The sequence below is a fragment of the Microvirga sp. VF16 genome, assembly GCF_016864375.1.
GTDB lineage: Bacteria > Pseudomonadota > Alphaproteobacteria > Rhizobiales > Beijerinckiaceae > Microvirga.
This window is the reverse complement of record NZ_CP069358.1, coordinates 467,597-484,145: the sequence shown is the minus strand read 5'-3', so window position 1 is coordinate 484,145 and position 16,549 is coordinate 467,597. Positions and strand designations below refer to the sequence as shown.

General features: G+C 60.8%; 16 protein-coding genes. 12 read left to right on the top strand and 4 right to left on the bottom strand.

Annotation, left to right across the window (positions count from 1 at the left end; translation table 11 throughout):
• Window positions 1–426 precede the first annotated feature (426 nt).
• The 3 genes from phaC (at window position 427) to phbB (ending at window position 4,217) form a co-directional block, all read left to right on the top strand.
• Entirely contained in the window at window positions 427–2,190 is a 1,764-nt protein-coding gene (phaC, locus tag JO965_RS45120) for a class I poly(R)-hydroxyalkanoic acid synthase (protein WP_203447946.1), read from the top strand.
• A 36-nt stretch (window positions 2,191–2,226) separates the two neighbouring features.
• Complete coding sequence (locus tag JO965_RS45115) at window positions 2,227–3,399, top strand: acetyl-CoA C-acetyltransferase (protein ID WP_203445702.1); 1,173 nt, start codon at window positions 2,227–2,229, stop codon at window positions 3,397–3,399.
• A gap of 92 nt (window positions 3,400–3,491) precedes the next feature.
• Window positions 3,492–4,217 carry an acetoacetyl-CoA reductase gene (gene phbB / locus JO965_RS45110; protein ID WP_203447627.1) on the top strand — a complete coding sequence of 242 codons (726 nt, stop codon included), beginning with the start codon at window positions 3,492–3,494 and terminating at the stop codon, window positions 4,215–4,217.
• A 159-nt stretch (window positions 4,218–4,376) separates the two neighbouring features.
• On the opposite strand, the gene JO965_RS45105 is transcribed toward phbB, so the two are convergent.
• Complete coding sequence (locus tag JO965_RS45105; protein ID WP_203447626.1) at window positions 4,377–4,745, bottom strand: phasin family protein; 369 nt, start codon at window positions 4,743–4,745, stop codon at window positions 4,377–4,379.
• 360 nt (window positions 4,746–5,105) lie between these two features.
• Between JO965_RS45105 and JO965_RS45100 the strand changes: the two genes are divergently transcribed.
• From JO965_RS45100 to JO965_RS45085, 4 genes are all read left to right on the top strand, one after another.
• Complete coding sequence (locus JO965_RS45100; protein ID WP_203447625.1) at window positions 5,106–6,095, top strand: phasin family protein; 990 nt, start codon at window positions 5,106–5,108, stop codon at window positions 6,093–6,095.
• Window positions 6,096–6,254: 159 nt separating this feature from the next.
• Window positions 6,255–7,289 (top strand): PHB depolymerase family esterase, encoded by a 1,035-nt coding sequence (locus tag JO965_RS45095; RefSeq protein ID WP_203447624.1) that lies wholly within the window; start codon window positions 6,255–6,257, stop codon window positions 7,287–7,289.
• Between the two features lie 51 nt (window positions 7,290–7,340).
• On the top strand, window positions 7,341–8,648 hold the full coding sequence (locus JO965_RS45090; RefSeq protein WP_203447623.1) for an NAD(P)/FAD-dependent oxidoreductase: 1,308 nt from the start codon (window positions 7,341–7,343) through the stop codon (window positions 8,646–8,648).
• A gap of 259 nt (window positions 8,649–8,907) precedes the next feature.
• Window positions 8,908–9,471, top strand: a complete 564-nt coding sequence (locus tag JO965_RS45085; protein ID WP_203447622.1) for a hypothetical protein — start codon at window positions 8,908–8,910, stop codon at window positions 9,469–9,471.
• Between the two features lie 433 nt (window positions 9,472–9,904).
• Here JO965_RS45085 and JO965_RS45080 read toward each other — a convergent pair whose 3' ends face one another.
• Window positions 9,905–11,182 (bottom strand): type IV secretory system conjugative DNA transfer family protein, encoded by a 1,278-nt coding sequence (locus JO965_RS45080; protein WP_203447621.1) that lies wholly within the window; start codon window positions 11,180–11,182, stop codon window positions 9,905–9,907.
• Between the two features lie 616 nt (window positions 11,183–11,798).
• Here JO965_RS45080 and JO965_RS45075 point away from each other — a divergent pair.
• Window positions 11,799–12,158: a hypothetical protein gene (locus JO965_RS45075; RefSeq protein WP_203447620.1), complete on the top strand. Its 360-nt coding sequence runs from the start codon at window positions 11,799–11,801 to the stop codon at window positions 12,156–12,158.
• A gap of 141 nt (window positions 12,159–12,299) precedes the next feature.
• Here the strand turns inward: JO965_RS45075 and JO965_RS45070 are convergent, their stop codons facing one another.
• Window positions 12,300–13,094 carry a hypothetical protein gene (locus JO965_RS45070; RefSeq protein ID WP_203447619.1) on the bottom strand — a complete coding sequence of 265 codons (795 nt, stop codon included), beginning with the start codon at window positions 13,092–13,094 and terminating at the stop codon, window positions 12,300–12,302.
• Window positions 13,095–13,584: 490 nt separating this feature from the next.
• Here JO965_RS45070 and JO965_RS45065 point away from each other — a divergent pair, with 490 nt between their 5' ends.
• Window positions 13,585–14,361, top strand: a complete 777-nt coding sequence (locus tag JO965_RS45065; protein WP_203447618.1) for a hypothetical protein — start codon at window positions 13,585–13,587, stop codon at window positions 14,359–14,361.
• A 280-nt stretch (window positions 14,362–14,641) separates the two neighbouring features.
• Here the strand turns inward: JO965_RS45065 and JO965_RS45060 are convergent, their stop codons facing one another.
• Window positions 14,642–14,848 carry a hypothetical protein gene (locus JO965_RS45060; RefSeq protein ID WP_203447617.1) on the bottom strand — a complete coding sequence of 69 codons (207 nt, stop codon included), beginning with the start codon at window positions 14,846–14,848 and terminating at the stop codon, window positions 14,642–14,644.
• A gap of 157 nt (window positions 14,849–15,005) precedes the next feature.
• On the opposite strand from JO965_RS45060, the gene JO965_RS45055 reads away from it, so the two are divergent.
• The 3 genes from JO965_RS45055 (at window position 15,006) to JO965_RS45045 (ending at window position 16,544) form a co-directional block, all read left to right on the top strand.
• Window positions 15,006–15,254, top strand: a complete 249-nt coding sequence (locus JO965_RS45055) for a ParB N-terminal domain-containing protein (RefSeq protein ID WP_203447616.1) — start codon at window positions 15,006–15,008, stop codon at window positions 15,252–15,254.
• 375 nt (window positions 15,255–15,629) lie between these two features.
• Window positions 15,630–15,845, top strand: coding sequence for a GcrA family cell cycle regulator (locus tag JO965_RS49945; RefSeq protein WP_203447615.1), 216 nt, complete (start codon window positions 15,630–15,632; stop codon window positions 15,843–15,845).
• A 339-nt stretch (window positions 15,846–16,184) separates the two neighbouring features.
• The gene (locus JO965_RS45045) at window positions 16,185–16,544 is read left to right on the top strand and encodes an integration host factor subunit alpha (protein WP_203447614.1); all 360 of its coding nucleotides are present in this window, start codon (window positions 16,185–16,187) and stop codon (window positions 16,542–16,544) included.
• Window positions 16,545–16,549: the final 5 nt, after the last annotated feature.

The window sequence follows — 16,549 nt, the reverse complement described above, 5'->3', positions numbered from 1 at the left end:
TGTGTCGGATTGCAGACAGACATACTCGTTTCTTTCGTGTGAGGTTAGCTCCCCAAGGTAAGACGTGATCAGGAAGGCTCATGACCGCACGAGATTCTGCGACCCACACGACGAGACGCTTCGTTACCTTGCAGGCATTTCCCAGTTTCCCCGCCACCTAGCCGCATCCGTTCGTCCTGTGTCAGGCCCATCATCGGTGGCGTCGCTACTCGGCAGGCATTGCTTGGATGTGGCATGAACGTCCACCTGCTGATCAAGCCCGGGGAACGACGTTGTCGTCCGCTCATGCTCGCAGTGACGCGGTGACCTCGCATAATCCACTTCGCATCAGGGCAATAACGACTTGCGTCGGATCCGGGCAACATCAGGAGGCTGCCTTTGACCACTGACAGACAATCTGGGGCCGTGGTGAATTCGGGATTTGCGATGACGGATCCCTACCGCTTCGCAGGCAACATGGCCCGTCTGGTGACTGAGGCCGGCAAGGCCGCCACAGCCTACATCCAGCCGCAGATCGGCACACTTGGACCGCTGGCGCAGGCTGACAATGTCACACCGGCTCTACACACCTTCGCACAGGTACAACGGGCTTTGGTGGCTCAGCCAGGAACCCTCATCGAAGCGCAATCCAAACTCTGGCAGGCCTACGTCGATCTCTGGAATTCATCCGTGCGGCAGACGCTGGGCATGGGTGGTGATGAATCCGCTCCGTCCACTCCCAAGGACGCCCGCTTCAAGGATCCGGCCTGGACCGAGCATCAGTTCTTCGATGCCATGCGGCAGTCCTATCTCATTACCTCTCGTTGGGCCGAGCAGTTGGTCGAGGCCACAGAGGGACTCGATCCGGAAGCACAGCGCAAGGCCCGCTTCTACACCAGGCAGATCATCAACGCGCTGGCGCCATCGAACTGGGTGTTCACCAATCCAGAACTTCTGCGCGAGACCTTCGCCTCAGACGGCGAGAACCTCGTGCGCGGCATGCAGCTGCTGGCCGAGGACATCGAGCGCGGGGGAGGGCAGCTCAAGATCCGCCAGACCGATCCCACTCAGTTCGAGGTTGGCCGCAATCTGGCGATTACCCCAGGCAAGGTAGTTTATCAGAATGCCCTGATGCAGCTGATCCAGTATGCCCCCACGACTGAAAAGGTGCTCAAGCGGCCGTTGCTGATCGTGCCACCCTGGATCAACAAGTTCTACATCCTCGATCTCAATCCCGAGAAGTCGTTTATCCGGTGGGCCGTGGATCAGGGGCACACCGTGTTCATCATCTCCTGGGTCAATCCGGACGAGAGCGTCGCCGACAAGTCGTTCGAGGACTATATGCGCGAGGGCGTCTTCGAGGCCCTGGATGCTGTCGAACGGGCCACCGGTGAGAAGGCCGTGAATGCCGTCGGCTATTGCGTCGGCGGGACGTTGCTGTCGGCAACGCTGGCCTACATGGCGGCAACAGGTGATTCGCGGATCAAGAGCGCAACGTTCTTCACCACGCAGGTCGACTTCAAGCAGGCCGGCGACCTGAGGGTGTTCTCGGACGAGGAGCAGATCCGGGCGATCGAGCGTGACATGGCGCAGCGCGGCTATCTCGACAGCAGCAAGATGGCCACGATCTTCAATCTGCTGCGCTCCAACGATCTGATCTGGCCCTACATCGTCAACGTCTACCAGAGGGGCCAGGAGCCGCTGCCCTTCGACCTGCTGTACTGGAACTCGGACGCAACCCGAATGCCAGCCGCCAACCACAGCTTCTATCTGCGGCGCTGCTATCTGCAGAACGATCTGTCAGAGGGCCGGATGGAGTTTGGCGGCATCCAACTCGATCTCTCAGCCATCACGCTTCCGGTCTACCACCTCGCAGCGCGCGAGGACCATATTGCACCACCGCAGTCGGTGTTTGCCGGAGCAGGGCGCCTGGGCGGCCCGGTGACCTTCGTATTGGCGGGCTCCGGGCACATCGCCGGGGTTATCAACCCGCCGTCTCGCGGGCGCTATCAGTACTGGACTGGCGGGGCGCCCGAGAATTCCCTTGAGAGGTGGCTTGAACAGGCGGAGGAGCATCCCGGATCCTGGTGGCCGCACTGGCAGGCTTGGGTCGAGGCGCAGGACCGCAAACGGGCCAAAGCACGGGTAATCGGCGCGGGCAAGCTCACCCCGATCGAAGATGCGCCCGGCCGCTACGTGCGGGCAGCTTGAAGCAATTTCCTGCACAACACCATGAAAGAGGATCCCATGACTTCCATCGTCATTGTCGGCGCGGCGCGCACCCCCGTCGGCTCGTTCAACGGCGCCTTCGCCAACACGCCGGCCCATGAGCTCGGCGCGGTTGCCATCAGGGCGGCCCTCGAGCGCGCCAAGGTCGAAGGCGGGGACGTGGACGAGGTCATCCTCGGCCAGATCCTCACTGCCGGCCAGGGCCAGAACCCGGCCCGGCAGGCCGCCATGGCCGGTGGCGTGCCGCAGGACAAGACCGCCTGGGCGCTCAACCAGCTCTGCGGCTCCGGCCTGCGCACGGTCGCCATCGGCATGCAGCAGATCGCCAACGGCGATGCCAGCATCATCGTGGCCGGCGGCCAGGAATCGATGTCGCTGGCGCCGCACGCCGCGCATATGCGCGCCGGCACCAAGATGGGCGACTTCAAGCTCGTCGACACCATGCTGAAAGACGGCCTGATGGACGCCTTCAACGGCTACCACATGGGCAACACCGCCGAGAACGTGGCCCAGCGCTGGCAGCTCACCCGCGAGGAGCAGGATCAGTTTGCCACCGCCTCCCAGAACAAGGCCGAGGCGGCGCAGAAGGAAGGCCGCTTCAAGGACGAGATTACGCCGGTGACGATCGCGACCCGCAAGGGCGACATCGTGGTCGATCAGGACGAGTACATCCGCGCCGGCACCACCGTCGAGTCTCTCGCCAAGCTGCGGCCGGCTTTCTCGAAGGACGGCACGGTCACGGCCGGCAATGCCTCGGGCATCAATGACGGCGCGGCCGCCATCGTGCTGATGACGGAGGCCGAGGCCGAGAAGCGCGGCCTGACCCCGCTTGCCCGCATCGCCTCCTGGGCGACCGCCGGCGTCGATCCGGCGATCATGGGCACCGGCCCGATCCCGTCCTCGCGCAAGGCGCTGGAAAAGGCCGGCTGGAAGGTGTCCGATCTTGAGCTCGTCGAAGCGAACGAGGCCTTCGCGGCCCAGGCGCTCGCGGTCAACAAAGACATGGGCTGGGATCCGTCGATCGTGAACGTGAATGGCGGCGCCATCGCCATCGGCCATCCGATCGGCGCCTCGGGCGCCCGCGTGCTCGTGACCCTGTTGCACGAGATGGGCCGGCGCAACGCCAAGAAGGGCCTGGCCACTCTCTGCATCGGCGGCGGCATGGGCGTCGCCATGTGCCTCGAGCGGTAAGACCAACGATCAGCAGCCCGGGATCAACCCGGGCTGCTTTGACATGGGATCCAGAGCGATCCCCAGGGATGAACCGTCAGAAGGAGAATCACATGGCGCGCGTTGCATTGGTCACCGGTGGCACCCGCGGCATCGGTGCCGCGATCTCGAAAGGCTTGAAAGACGCAGGCTACACGGTTGCCGCGAATTACGGCGGCAATGACGAAGCCGCCAACCAGTTCAAAGCTGAGACCGGCATTCCGGTCTTCAAGTTCGACGTCTCCGACGCCGCCTCCTGCGAGAGCGGGATCAAGGCGGTGGCGGCCGAACTCGGACCGGTCGACATCCTGGTCAACAACGCCGGCATCACCCGCGACGGCATGTTCCACAAGATGACCTTCGATCAGTGGTCCGCCGTCATCCGCACCAATCTCGATTCCATGTTCACCTGCACGCGCCCGGTGATCGAGGGCATGCGCGAGCGCGGATTTGGGCGCATCATCATCATCTCCTCCATCAACGGCCAGAAGGGCCAGATGGGGCAGGCGAACTATTCCGCCGCCAAAGCGGGCGTGATCGGCTTCGCCAAGGCACTGGCGCAGGAAAATGCCAACAAGGGCGTCACCGTCAACGTGATCGCGCCGGGCTACATCGCCACAGAAATGGTGAAGGCCGTGCCCGAAGAGGTGCTGAAGGCGAAGATCCTGCCGCTCATTCCCGTCGGCCGCCTCGGCGAGGCGGAGGAGATCGCGCGCAGCGTGCTCTTCCTCGCCGCCGACGAGGCCGGCTTCGTCACCGGTTCGACCCTATCCGTCAACGGCGGGCAGTACATGGCCTGACCGAGCGGGCGATCCTGGAGTGAGCTTCTCTGGGATCACCGCTGCCCTGGAAAAAGAGACCTGATGCCCCCATCGCTCCCACGTGTCCAGAACCCTATGACAGCGCAAAACGCCTGGCCTTACGGCCAGGCGTTGAAAGCAGGCTGCCGAAATCTGTTGTTACTTCGTGCGGGCCGCGGGCTTCGCGGAGGCGAAGGTCGACTGCGCGGTCGAGTAGAGAGCGGTGAACGGCGCAAAGCTGTCCTGCGCCAGCTTGGCATAGAGTTCACGGGTCTTCGCCGACTGGGCAACGAAGCCTTCATAGGCGCTCTTCACGTAGTCGGTTTGAACCTCGATCGCCTTGTCGAGCGACTTGACGCCGACGAGCTTCTCAAAGGTGGACGCACTCTGCTCAAACGACTTCTTGGCGTAATCAGTGGTTTCAACAACGATCGCGTTGGTGCCGGCGGACGCAACCTCAAATGCCTTCACGGTGGCATCAAAACCGTCTTTGCCGAGCTTCTGAACGGCTTCAAGCTGCTGGTTCATACAAGTTCTCCGATGCGGGCAAGTGCCCTCTGACAGGTTAGCCGGGCAATGCTTCGGCTGGTTGTTTATTGTGCATCGCACAATGAAAGTCAAGTAAAATTGTGCACCGCACAATCGAGTCATTTTCTAATTGTTTAAGGCTGCGCCGGCTACAACACTTGCTCTGTCATGCTGCACTGCAGTATGCAGTTGAAGCCTCGTGAGCGGAGCAATAACCTGGCCTCCATTCGTGTTCACGAAGCCTGCCTGCCCAGTTCTGCGTGCCTGTCCGGCGTTCTTTCACCCCTTGGAGAGATCCAGACCGCTACCGCTGCAGGCCCTCTGCGGACGATGCAGGATCCTCCAGCCATTTTGCGAGGAATGATGCCCAATCGAACCATCGGCCAAACACCGCCCGATAAAGCCAACGAACTTTTTGCCCAGTTGCTGGCCACTGCCAACGAGGCTGTCGACGCTCGCGAACAGCTGCTCGCAGCCCTCAGCCAAGAACTGGAACTCCTCGCCAGTCTGCAGGAACAGCACCTCCTTCCGGTGCTGGAGAAGCATCCTGAGACCGCTGATCTCGTTCGTGGCGCCCGCGATGACAATCAGCAGACCAGGGTCCTCCTGAGCGACCTCATGGCAACGCCAAAGGACAGCGATGCGTTCCTGGCCAAGGTGGCAGAGCTGAGACAGGTGTTCCAGCAGCACATCCGCAACGACAAGGACGAGTTGCTGCCCGTGGTGTTGAAGGTCCTGGACGAGGATGAGGTCGAGGCTGTCGTCGAGAAGGTCGAGGAGGAGATCGCTGAAGCCGAGGCGATCCGCCGGGCTGCCGGCGAACCGCGACGCACCAGGCGCGGGCGCAAGCAGGCCGCAGCGGTGTCGGACGCAGGTGGGACCTTGCTGGCAGTGGTTGAGGCCGCCGCCGAGGCCGTCCAGGACGGGGGGCAGGAGGTCCACGAGACAGTCGAGGCCAATCTGCATGCCGCTTCTGAGATCGTCGACAGCGTCGTTGAGACGTCCAAGCGTCAGATCCCGGAGGCTCTAACGTGGCTCGATCAGGCCTCGCATCACGTTCAAGCTGTTGTGCAATCCAACCGGATCCTAGCCCGCGGAGCCGGAACGATTACGCTGGAATGGTTCGGTCTGCGCCAGGAGCGTCTGCTGAAGAACGTCGAGAGTGGGATTGACCTTCTGACCTGCCGGTCGATGCCGGATGTCATCCGCCTTCAGAGCGCGCTCGTGCGTCAAAACGTCGAGCAGATGATCGACAACAGCCAGCGCCTGACGCAACTGACGGTTCAAGTGGCCCAAGATGCCAGCCGGATTGTTGCGGGACAGCCTGCGCGGGATCGGAGTGCCGTCTGACGCTCTGTTTCGACAACGCTCCCGGCTGACGAGCCGGGAGCCCGATATCAAGGATCCGCCAAGCAATGTAACGCCGCTTGTTACAAATCCTGCCGTCGTGATCGCCTGCAACTCCCCATGTGAGGCGGCCCTGCATCGCAAATCTCCTACAGGGTAGACATGCGACTGAAGCTTCCGATTGCTCGTCTGTTGAAGGCTCAGCGCCGATGGCAGAGGACCCTTCGCACGGTCACGGCGACCTCGCGCAAGCTCGTCATCAAGCCCCGCAAGACCAAGCCTAAGAAGAGCAAGCTCGTCGAAATCAATACCTTCGGGTCCAACCCCGGCAATCTCCAGATGCTGATCTACGTTCCGCCGCAGCTACCCGCCAGAGCACCGATGGTCGTAGTGCTGCATGGGTGCCTGCAGACCGCTCAGGCCTACGACGAGGGCAGCGGCTGGTCGCTGTTGGCCAAGCGGCACGGCTTTGCCCTTGTCTATGCCGAGCAGACCCGCGCCAACAACCCCAACCGCTGTTTCAACTGGTTCCAGTCCCACGATGCGCGACGGGGCTCGGGCGAGGCGTTGTCGATCCGCCAGATGATCATCCGCATGCGAAGAACCCATAGCATTGACCCTCAACGGATCTTCATCACGGGCCTTTCGGCCGGTGGGGCTATGGCATCGGTGATGCTGGCCACCTATCCTGAGGTCTTTGCCGGTGGCGGGATCATCGCCGGTCTGCCCTTTGGGGCTGCGTCGGGTTCCCGGCAGGTCCTGTCCGCCATGAAGCGACCTCGGGCCCGCACCGCCCAGCAATGGGGCGACCTTGTCCGCGCGGCCTCGGCCCATACCGGACGGCGGCCGACGGTTTCGGTCTGGCATGGCACGGCCGATCGGACCGTTGCGCCTTCCAATGCCGCCGCGTTGCTCAGCCAATGGGCCAACGTGCATGGTGTCCCGGAGGGGGTCTTTGCGGAAACGTCTGTCAGGGGCCACCGCCGGCGAGCCTGGGCGAACAAGCAAGGCGACATAGTCATCGAGTCGTACCTGATCGACGGCATGGGCCACGGCACGCCAGTGCGCAGCACGAAAGCTCAGGCCGCAGCGGGAAGCGCCGGACCGTTCATGCTTGATGTCGGCATCTCATCGTCGCTGCAGCTCGCCCGATCGTGGGGCCTTATTCGGAAGAGGGTAGTCTCAGGCAGAACCTGAGCGACAGCTCAGCCGCAACCGGACTCAACACATACAGAAGGCACCAACACCATGAAAACCCAGATTGTTGTTGTTGGAGGCGGAGCCGGCGGGCTCGAGCTCGTGCGGCGGCTTGGTGCGAAGCTGGGTCGAGATGCTTACGACGTGATCCTCATCGAACGAAACCAAACCCACATCTGGAAGCCTCTTCTGCATGAGGTCGCAGCCGGGTCGCTTGACGCGAACCTGGACGAAGTCGGCTATCGCAGTCACGGACATCGATGGCGATACCGTTTCTTCCTGGGCAGTCTCGAGACGATTGACCGTGAGGCGCGACAGGTCGTGGTGGCGCCGATCCTGGATGAGGATGGCAGTGAGATCATTGGACGCCACAGGATTCGCTACGATTACTTGATCCTGTGCCTCGGCGCCGTGTCAAACGACTTTGGCACTCCGGGCGTGCGCGAGCATTGTCTGTTTTTGGAAGACCGCGAGCAAGCCGATCGCTTCCGGCAGAAACTGTTAAACCATTGTCTGCGCGTCTCGCGAACAATGAGCCTGGATCCGAGCGCCAACGCCTATGTCAATGTCACCATTGTGGGCGGCGGCGCCACTGGAGTAGAGCTCGCCGCCGAACTCTTCAATGCGGCCTCCGCCCTAAAACACTATGGACTGGAGGTCTTTGATGAGAGCCGTCTGCGCGTAACCTTGGTCGAGGCCGGTCCTCGAATCCTCCCCGCCCTGCCCGTGGACCTGGCTGAGGCGGCTCACAAGGAACTGGAGGGGCTTGGGGTACGGGTCCTCGTCAATACTGCGATCACAGAGGTCACCTCAACCGGCATGGGCACCCGTACGGGAGAGGTGATCGGAGCGGACCTGAAGGTCTGGGCGGCTGGCGTGCGCGCACCGGACGTCCTGAAAGATATTGCTGGCCTCGAGACGATCCGTAGCAACCAGCTTGTCGTACGCACGACGCTCCAAACCACGCGTGACGATCGCATCTTCGCCATTGGTGATTGCTGCTACTTTAAGCCTGAAGGTGCCGACCGGCCGGTGCCACCGCGTGCCCAAGCGGCTCATCAGATGGCTCGGACAGCATATCGCAACGTTCTCTCCCTGATCGCCGAAAAGCCGCTGAGGGCGTTCGTATACCGCGATCACGGGTCTCTGGTGTCCCTCAGTCGTTACACGACGGTTGGCAGTCTCATGGGCAACTTGGTTGGCGGACGCATGGCCGTCGAGGGGCGGATCGCTCGTATGGTCTACCTGTCACTCTATCGGATGCACCTGATCGGCGTCCACGGATGGTTGAAAGGATTGGCTCTCATTCTGGTCGGGCACGTGAACCGGGTTGTCCGACCCAAGCTCAAGTTCCATTAGCGCCAATTAGACGCCATCAGATTAACCGACGAATGACCGAATAGGAGGGGCAGTTCTGACGATGGCTCTGTTTCGGCGTGCATCGGGGCTAGCCGCTGGAGCCCAAGGTGCCCGTATTGTCTGCGGCTCCGCTTGACGGGTATACCGTCGCTGTCGAGGTCTGAGGCGAAAGGAGGCAGTCGGTGGCGCTCACAACCAAGGTCATCGATGGCGACCTTCTCATGCCCGGATCATATTCCCTGATGGCAGGACCGTGACGATGACAGCCGGCAGGAACGGCAAGAGCGTCAGCATCGATCCCGATGACAGGGAAATCGCCGAGAGGCTGTCGTCTATCTTCCATTGGAGCACTGACAGGGTGGGTGAACCAGGCTATCCGTTCACCAGCCTCAATCAGATGGTTTACGGAATCGAAACGCTGGCCCGGTCCGCGATGAGCATGGAACAGTTCATTGAGGGGCTGCGGGAGGTGCTGGAGGTGGCCGGTCAGCATCCTGTGCCCGAGGGCAGCGTCAGAACTTCATCACTTACCGTCGTCGACCTGAGCCCGAGTGGCAACGGATGGTTTGTCGATGCCCGCTTCCAGAGTGGGGAGCGCTTCAAACTCGCCATCAACAAGGCCAGCATCGGCTGGGTTGCAGACCCTCCGGATCCCATGCGCGATCAAGAGGTCATGAAGCTCCTCTCGGGAGTGAAGGGTGCCAGGGTCTCGTCGGATGAAGATCTTGCGCTGCTCGTCATGGAGGTGGCGCATTATTCATCCGACATTGCCGGGTGGCTCCAGGGCCTGCACTCTGCCATCTCTGAGAAGTTGAAGCCCTAGAGAGAGCCTCGCGCCATTATCGTGTTGGGACAAGACCGTTCATTTGTCCTAATCCTCGAACTCCCCGTGGAGGGTAGCCCAGCCAATCCACCACACAATTCCAGAAGGCCATCGTGAGAACGAGCAGCGTGCCTCCAGTGATGCACTTGTAGTCATTCGCCTTGGCGTTCCGAGCGGCATCCGCGCTCAGGACGATTACCAATCAAAGTTCGACTGGCGCGGGAATCCCTCGGATCACCTGAAGGTCCACAGGCCTTACCGCGTGGCCTGAAAAATCATAGACGATCCTGTCTTGTTTCGACGCTTGGCCGAATGTGCGGCAGATCCTGACAAATTGGTGATTTCAGGTCCGTTCGGTGGCTTGAGGCCGGCAACAGACTTGTTGCAGAATGCGCCAGAGATGTCAGATGCGGAAAATCCCTGGCGCAGATTTCTAAAAATCTCTGGGCGCGGGCAAGAGGAAGGATCCCATCGCCTGGGAAGGCCGCAGGATGGGCTTTTCAGGTCCTTTGACCATGAATCGGGTGGCGGCTGGATCGAAGTCGAGTTCCAAGTCCATCGCGGCCTTGAGAGCTTCGGCGTTGGCCGGTCCGTAGAGTCGGTCAAGAGACGCCGCATCGTCAGCGGAAACGAGGATGGAGAGGTCGGTCTTCTTGGCGGCTGCGGCCAGCGTTGTCATGCCCGAGATCGGCTCGGCCTGATCAGTGTTTGTGAAGATGAACACGGCAGGCCGCTGAGGCTTGTCGGCCGCCTGTTCGCTGCGGCCGTGAATCGCTTCATCAATGATCTGCTGCCACAGGTGGCGTGTCAGGAGATTGTAGGCCGCGGCATGCGGACCGTGTCGGGTCGGGCAGCACACGTAAACGGTTGCCGGGCCGCTGATCTCGACCGCCTCAGAGGTGCTGATGTTCCGATGCGCCGCCCACTGGCCGCGCGGATCGCCGGAGGCCCAGGAGGTTTCGGGGGTATGAAAGGGCGCCAGCCGTTGCATGATCGCGTCGTGGATCACCCGACGGCGCTCATCGGACAGAGCCGCGTAGGTGCGCAATTCGAACAGTGCTCTGGGGCTCCCGGAGTTGTCGGCGGCGGCAACATAATCAGCAGCTTTATCGTCAAGACGGTGCTCGATGAGGCCCGTGTACAGACCCATCAAGGTCGGCTCAGCCAGACGCAATCCGCCGGCGTTCGCGACTTGGGCGGTGGCGAGCTCCAGAAGGCCCCAGAGAGCGGAGATCGCTTCCTGCTCGATGGTGTCGTTGCCATCGTTCGTTTTGATCTCTGGAATCCTGTCGTATCCTTCTGTCCATTGGCTGATGAACGTTTCCGCGATGTTGTGCAGCCGCCGGGAGCGGGTTTCCGGATCGGCGCCCAGATTGATGTCAGCGAGTGGATTATAGGAGCTTCCGTTGTGCCACCGAATGCGCGAGACGGGTCCCAGTTTGGCGCGGGTCGCAGCGGTAAGGTCGTAAACTTCCCCAGTCGGGTCGTCGACGATGTAGCTGGCCGATGTGCCCCGCAGAAGGGTCGGAACGATCACCCTCTCCACCCGCTGGCGCGAACTGGCTCCGAGGAGGAGGGTATTGGCGTTCCGGGTCGTGCCGTGAGGAACGCCCCGGCGGTCCTCTCCGAGCGTGAGGAGCGCACCGTGGGGAGCGATGATGGCGTCTTTAGAGAGCCCAAGTCCAAAGAGTTTTTTGAGAAGGTCTTTCACGTGGTCTGATCCATTCGGTGGACAGGAAAAGGAAAATGACTGGGAACGTTAGTGATGCTGTTACGCAGGAGAGGAACGCACAGGCCCACGTTTTGCAGAACTTTGCGGCAGGTTTCCGCATCCGAGCGAGAACAACGACAAGCTCGGCGTCAATTGTCGGGGTACTCCATCGCGCTGGGGACTGAGGGATGTATCACTCGGATCGGGAGCGAACAGAACACCGAAGCGGTCCGCCGGACCCGGTGATTGTACCAGCAGATAGGAAGCCGACCTAATCAGTGTCACCGGACTGGTTGCCATTGAGGGAGCACCCAGTCCCAGCATTTTGATGTCGAGCAACGCTGATTCAGCCATGGCGTGCTTTTTCGCCGAGACCGCATAGAGGTCGTTCTCAAACTCCTTGCCCCTGATAAGCGAGCGCTCGGCAGGGTTGAGATTCCATTCGTCGTAGTCTGGGTGAAGTGTAGTTGTCGGGTGCAGGACATCAGGGGCATCGAACGGAAAGCGGTGGAACGCCCAGTCTGCGATGCTCGCAGATGCTTAACCAGTCCGCAATCCAAATGGGTCAGCCTTCCACCAGATGAGACCTCCGATTCGAAGTCTGGAGACGATATCCATGACGGAAGCGACCTTTGAGAATGCCGTCGACGAGATGCTCGGCAGGCTTGACCCGATCGTGCTGGCGATCCAGCAGGGCGGCGCAGAAGCGGCTTTGTACAGCCTGCAACAGCAGCTGATAGAGCTGATGGCTCTGATTGAACGGAATCCCGGCCTTGAGGCCGCAATCGGAGATCTCTACGCTGCGGCGGAGGCGTTGGTTGTCGATCGGACCGCAAATCTGCGGCCAATGGCTCGAAAGCTGCGGTTGCTGGTTGATGCCCATCGGCGTTTCCGTGACCAACTGTCCGCCGCTCAGCCACTCAAACCAGGTCACAAGGGCATCTGGTTACATGGAAATCTCCGGTTCGCCGCGTGATTTTATGGGATGAACTTCCGCGCTCATGCAATCTTGCGACTATCCGGCCATCCTGGCGTGATTAGCTTCATTCATCATTCCAAGACCCATGGAAATCACCGGCCTGTCACGGCACCATGAATGCCCTAACCTGGATTTTATCTAATTCGACAGAGATCTCCCGCGTGGGTCTGTCCCTGCATGCAGTCCAAGCGTCATTTCACGCACGCTGGTGGCACCGGTCGTTTCATCAGGTGAGATCTTACGTGACTGATCGGCACCAGTCACCTTGCTTGCAGAGCCAACAGAACGCGGCGCCGGATCAAGTATCGACAGAACGCTTGGGTCGAAGAGCTCCTCATGGATCGATCCATCCACTCGGATGACCGTTTTGATACCGGTCTCGGCATCAAGAGAGATCGATCTGATCGCGGCCCTTGAGAGGCTCTCAGGTCTGACAGGTTCAGCAGGGTCACGAAGGTCTGGTGCCATTGGATGGGCTGCTGCTGGTTGAGTTGCCGCGATGGCCACTGCGGCCGCCGGCGCGCGCTCATTGACGCTTGCGGTTTCTCCAGCCTGCCCGTTGGCGGGTTTTGCGACACTTTCGTCTTTGGTTGCCTGCATAACTCGTTGGCGCTTGCCAGCCGCCGCCTCCTGCTCCGCAATGATCTGCTGTAAGTGCGCCTGAGCCGCTTCAGCCTTCTGTTGTGTCTGCGACCCGAAGATCGTGACCAAGGGATTGCTTGCACGCTCTGCCGCCGCCTGCGCCGTGGCAGACTCGGCGGTCTTCGCCGCTTCGATCTGCTTACGGGCAGTCGCCGTCTGCTGACGGTTGTTGGTATCATACGAATACCGCTGACCGTTGATCTCGTAGAAGACGGTTTTGGCCTCGACACCACCAAGGAAGGCCCCGAGTGCAACAATTGAAGCCCCGAGGGTCGTGGATACCTTGCTCATTTCCTATCCTTTTTCCAGCGACGGTAAGAGTCGGTTCGGGATTGCGGCAACTCTATGGCGCACCTCATTCCTGTCTGCGCTCATGCTGGGAGAAACTCTGGACGGGGTGAGGGTGAGACACTTCATGAGGGCTGCGTGTCTCACCAGTCAGTCTGCTGCGTGAATGGGCGGCAAAATCCCGGTTATATTCCTGCCCGCGCAACATCTGCGACAGGGCCCTTGATGACTGCTATTGCGAGCAGGCCAAGGTGGCTCGGATCGCCGGATACGACAGGCGCTCCTGACGCTCGGGTTCTTATAGGGACGAAAAGGCCCGAACCTGTGCAAACGCATAGTGGGACTTCCGAACGTCCGGAGCTCTTCGCAGCCGAATGCGCGATCACGGATATCTCCGCCAGATGCCGTTGGGGAGAGCGGCCTGAAATCGTCACATTCGTGCGCGACCTCGGGGGTGACACTTCGTTAACCGTCAGCCCGCCCAAGGCCACCAATGCTCAGACCTCTTGTTGCCCTTGCTCTCGTCCTCGCGACCCCAGCCCTCGCTCAGACCTATAATCGTCCAGACATCATCCGCGGGCTCTGCCGCTCTGATGGCTGCGACGAGTTCGCCATCCTGGCGGCCTCTCCTCTGACCAAGACAGGGGAGGGCACGCTCATGCAGACCCGGGTGAGGACCTTCCATGCCAGCGCGAGCGGACGCCGGGAACTCAGCGAGGAGAACGGGTACGTGTATTGCTCGCGCACCAAGCCGGCGATCGTGGCCGAGAAGGGTGGGCGCACCATGGCGTTCTATCTCGCGCCGTTCGCCACCAAAGAGAACCGTGAGACCATCCGGCAGAACGCCAACTTCCATGCCTTGTACTTCAGCATCTGCCATGGCCTGGAGGCGGGCCGGACAGCGGTCCAGAATCTACCTGGCGTCGCTCAGAAGCTCGGCTACCGCGTGGCATTGCCTCAGTCGCAATCCGTGGCGTTGAGCCGGGTCGAGGACATTCTGCCGCCCGAGAACCGTCGCTCGGTTGAGGCGAGGCATGACCTGCGTCCGCCGCCGCCAACGAACATGCTTCCTGCCGTGTCTCAGCGAGAGCGGGCTTTCGACAAGCCAATCGACGAATTCAGCGAGTACCGTGAGGCGATGCCGCCCCAACAGCAGCCCTATAATGTGGAGCGGGAGGAGGGGCTTCTGGCCGGTCCGCGCCGTCTGACCAATAGAGCGTTTGATGCCCTCGATGAGGTGGGCAATTGGATGCTCGGACGGCGATACTGATCGTGAGGACAGGGGTGCACTTTGTCATCTGGGCAGCGTAAGCGGTCCCGACTGATCTTCGGACAAGAAGTAGCTCATGAGCCCATCGTCACAACGGACCCTCTTCTTCGCCCGCCCTGGATGCGCCCTCCATCGAGTTGCCTATGAGCCATGGACTGTGGCGCTCATACAAAAGAACCCGGCACAAGGCCGGGCTCCAATCTCGGGTAAGGTCATGAGCATCAAATAGGCTACCGATCAACGCCTGATGTCACGTTTCGTTCCTATAGGGTCAACTCGCTTACATGCTCCTGCGACGCCTCATGAAGTAGACGACAGCCGCAACAACGATAATGGCAATGATAATCCACCAATAGCCCGCAATGCCGCCCCCTGAAGCTGGGGCGTCTCCGGCCGGAGGTGATCCGGGCGTGGCGGGTGGAGTCTGCGCCCATGCCGACGAAACCGCCAGGAAGAGGAAGCCCATCAATGCTGTGAGTTTGCTCATGGATGTGTCTCCGGTTGAGGAGGCCCAACGCAGACGGCCTACGGAATTGCTAAGCTGGACCTGTCAGTGAACGCCTCTCCGGATGGCATGTTCCTATGCAAGCCAACGCCCTGCGCATAAGCTTCAGAAGATATACCCCGAGGCTGGAGCAGCAGAGATGATGAAAAGGCAGATCCTCGCCATCCAGGATGTCTATGTGCCGGTGCAGCGTCGGCAAACTCTTGATCCCCAGAAGGTCGAGGCTTTGGCCGAGAGCATCATCGAAAAGGGGCAGCAAGCTCCCATACTTGTGCGGCCTGACGGCACACGCTTTGTCTTGGTTGAGGGACTACATCGTCTGGAGGCGTGCAAGGCTCTCGGAGAGACAACCGTTCCAGCCTACTTTGTGCAGGCGCGCAAGCACTAGGCTCGGAAGACTTTCGCGTTGCTGCCTCTCTCGCTTCGGGCAGAGAGGGCAGTACCATTCCGCCGCAGTATGCCCTCCCCAGCCATCCATTGCTCTTCACCTGATCCGTTGAATCGTGCCCGTATGAAGCGACTTGTCTTTCACCGGCCGCAGGCCATCGATCTTTGGCTGTCGGCCACGGCGGCTTCGGCTGTGATTGCGTCATCACCCTGTGCGCTCAACTGCCTTAGGAACCTCCTCAGCAGCAGCCTCGCGACACAGTGACCTCCACGATCGGGCGTGCCACGATCAAGCTGTTGATAGCTGAAGCCAGCGTGGAACTCTTCCACGCCCTCATCGTGTTGCTCTCCGGTCCATGTACCGGATGTCAGAGCCATGCCTGAGATCAGTGAACCGCCCCCGCAGACCCGAACCACCCTGTTCAAGCTCCGAGCGCGGCAATGCCGCTTCATCGTCTCGGACAAGCAGCCCAATGCGATCTTCTGCGGAGGGGAGACGCAGGCGGGCTCAAGCTGGTGCCCGTGGCACCGGCGCTTGGTCTATACGAGGCCCCTCGGAGCTGGATCGGGTACCGAAAGGCGCCCTGCATGAGGACCTGCGATACCATTCCATAAGCAGATCAGTGCTTCAGAGATCGTCCTTACGGCCTGAACCGTCCTCAGCCACGCAAAATTCCCCTATGGGAATACGTTACGACCTTGCATTGTTGAACTGTTTCATGAGAATTGCGACTTGATCATGCGTTGCGCGCATGATCGCGTTGTTGAAATTTCATACTAAGAATAACCCCATTTTGGTAACAACCTTCCGGGCCGTCGCTTTTCTACCCTGCGGCACCGTTCCCTTCAGAGGGAGAATGTCCTCTGCACCTCAGGTCGCTGGCAACAGCGGCCTTTTTCTTAAGTGAATGACCAGCATCGAGGGATCATCATGGCGGGCAAGACGATCACCCGGGCCGATCTGACCGAGGCTGTCACTGCCAAAGTCGGCCTCTCACGAGCGGAGTCAGCGGAACTCGTCGAGCAGGTTCTTGGGGAGATGAGCGCGGCTCTCGCAGCGGGTGAGATCCTGAAGCTGTCAGGCTTTGGCGTTTTCACCGTCCGTCACAAGAGCAAGCGGGTCGGCCGCAATCCCAAAACTCGCGAAGCAGTGCCCATCGAGCCTCGCCGGTCACTGACCTTCAGCGCCTCGCCTCTTCTAAAGGCCCGCATCAACGGCGGCGTCCCTAAGCCTCGCCCACGGCAGCGTCGTAAAGGACCCCTTGTGTTGGGTATGGCTGCAACGGAATGAGACCC

Excerpts from the sequence above, each read along its gene's own strand:
- phaC (WP_203447946.1), top strand. The coding sequence starts at position 427 with ATGACGGATCCCTACCGCTTCGCAGGCAACATGGCCCGTCTGGTGACT.
- JO965_RS45115 (WP_203445702.1), top strand. The coding sequence starts at position 2,227 with ATGACTTCCATCGTCATTGTCGGCGCGGCGCGCACCCCCGTCGGCTCG.
- phbB (WP_203447627.1), top strand. The coding sequence starts at position 3,492 with ATGGCGCGCGTTGCATTGGTCACCGGTGGCACCCGCGGCATCGGTGCC.
- JO965_RS45105 (WP_203447626.1), bottom strand. The coding sequence starts at position 4,745 with ATGAACCAGCAGCTTGAAGCCGTTCAGAAGCTCGGCAAAGACGGTTTT.
- JO965_RS45100 (WP_203447625.1), top strand. The coding sequence starts at position 5,106 with ATGATGCCCAATCGAACCATCGGCCAAACACCGCCCGATAAAGCCAAC.
- JO965_RS45095 (WP_203447624.1), top strand. The coding sequence starts at position 6,255 with ATGCGACTGAAGCTTCCGATTGCTCGTCTGTTGAAGGCTCAGCGCCGA.
- JO965_RS45090 (WP_203447623.1), top strand. The coding sequence starts at position 7,341 with ATGAAAACCCAGATTGTTGTTGTTGGAGGCGGAGCCGGCGGGCTCGAG.
- JO965_RS45085 (WP_203447622.1), top strand. The coding sequence starts at position 8,908 with ATGACAGCCGGCAGGAACGGCAAGAGCGTCAGCATCGATCCCGATGAC.
- JO965_RS45075 (WP_203447620.1), top strand. The coding sequence starts at position 11,799 with ATGACGGAAGCGACCTTTGAGAATGCCGTCGACGAGATGCTCGGCAGG.
- JO965_RS45070 (WP_203447619.1), bottom strand. The coding sequence starts at position 13,094 with ATGAGCAAGGTATCCACGACCCTCGGGGCTTCAATTGTTGCACTCGGG.
- JO965_RS45065 (WP_203447618.1), top strand. The coding sequence starts at position 13,585 with ATGCTCAGACCTCTTGTTGCCCTTGCTCTCGTCCTCGCGACCCCAGCC.
- JO965_RS45060 (WP_203447617.1), bottom strand. The coding sequence starts at position 14,848 with ATGAGCAAACTCACAGCATTGATGGGCTTCCTCTTCCTGGCGGTTTCG.
- JO965_RS45055 (WP_203447616.1), top strand. The coding sequence starts at position 15,006 with ATGATGAAAAGGCAGATCCTCGCCATCCAGGATGTCTATGTGCCGGTG.
- JO965_RS49945 (WP_203447615.1), top strand. The coding sequence starts at position 15,630 with ATGCCTGAGATCAGTGAACCGCCCCCGCAGACCCGAACCACCCTGTTC.
- JO965_RS45045 (WP_203447614.1), top strand. The coding sequence starts at position 16,185 with ATGGCGGGCAAGACGATCACCCGGGCCGATCTGACCGAGGCTGTCACT.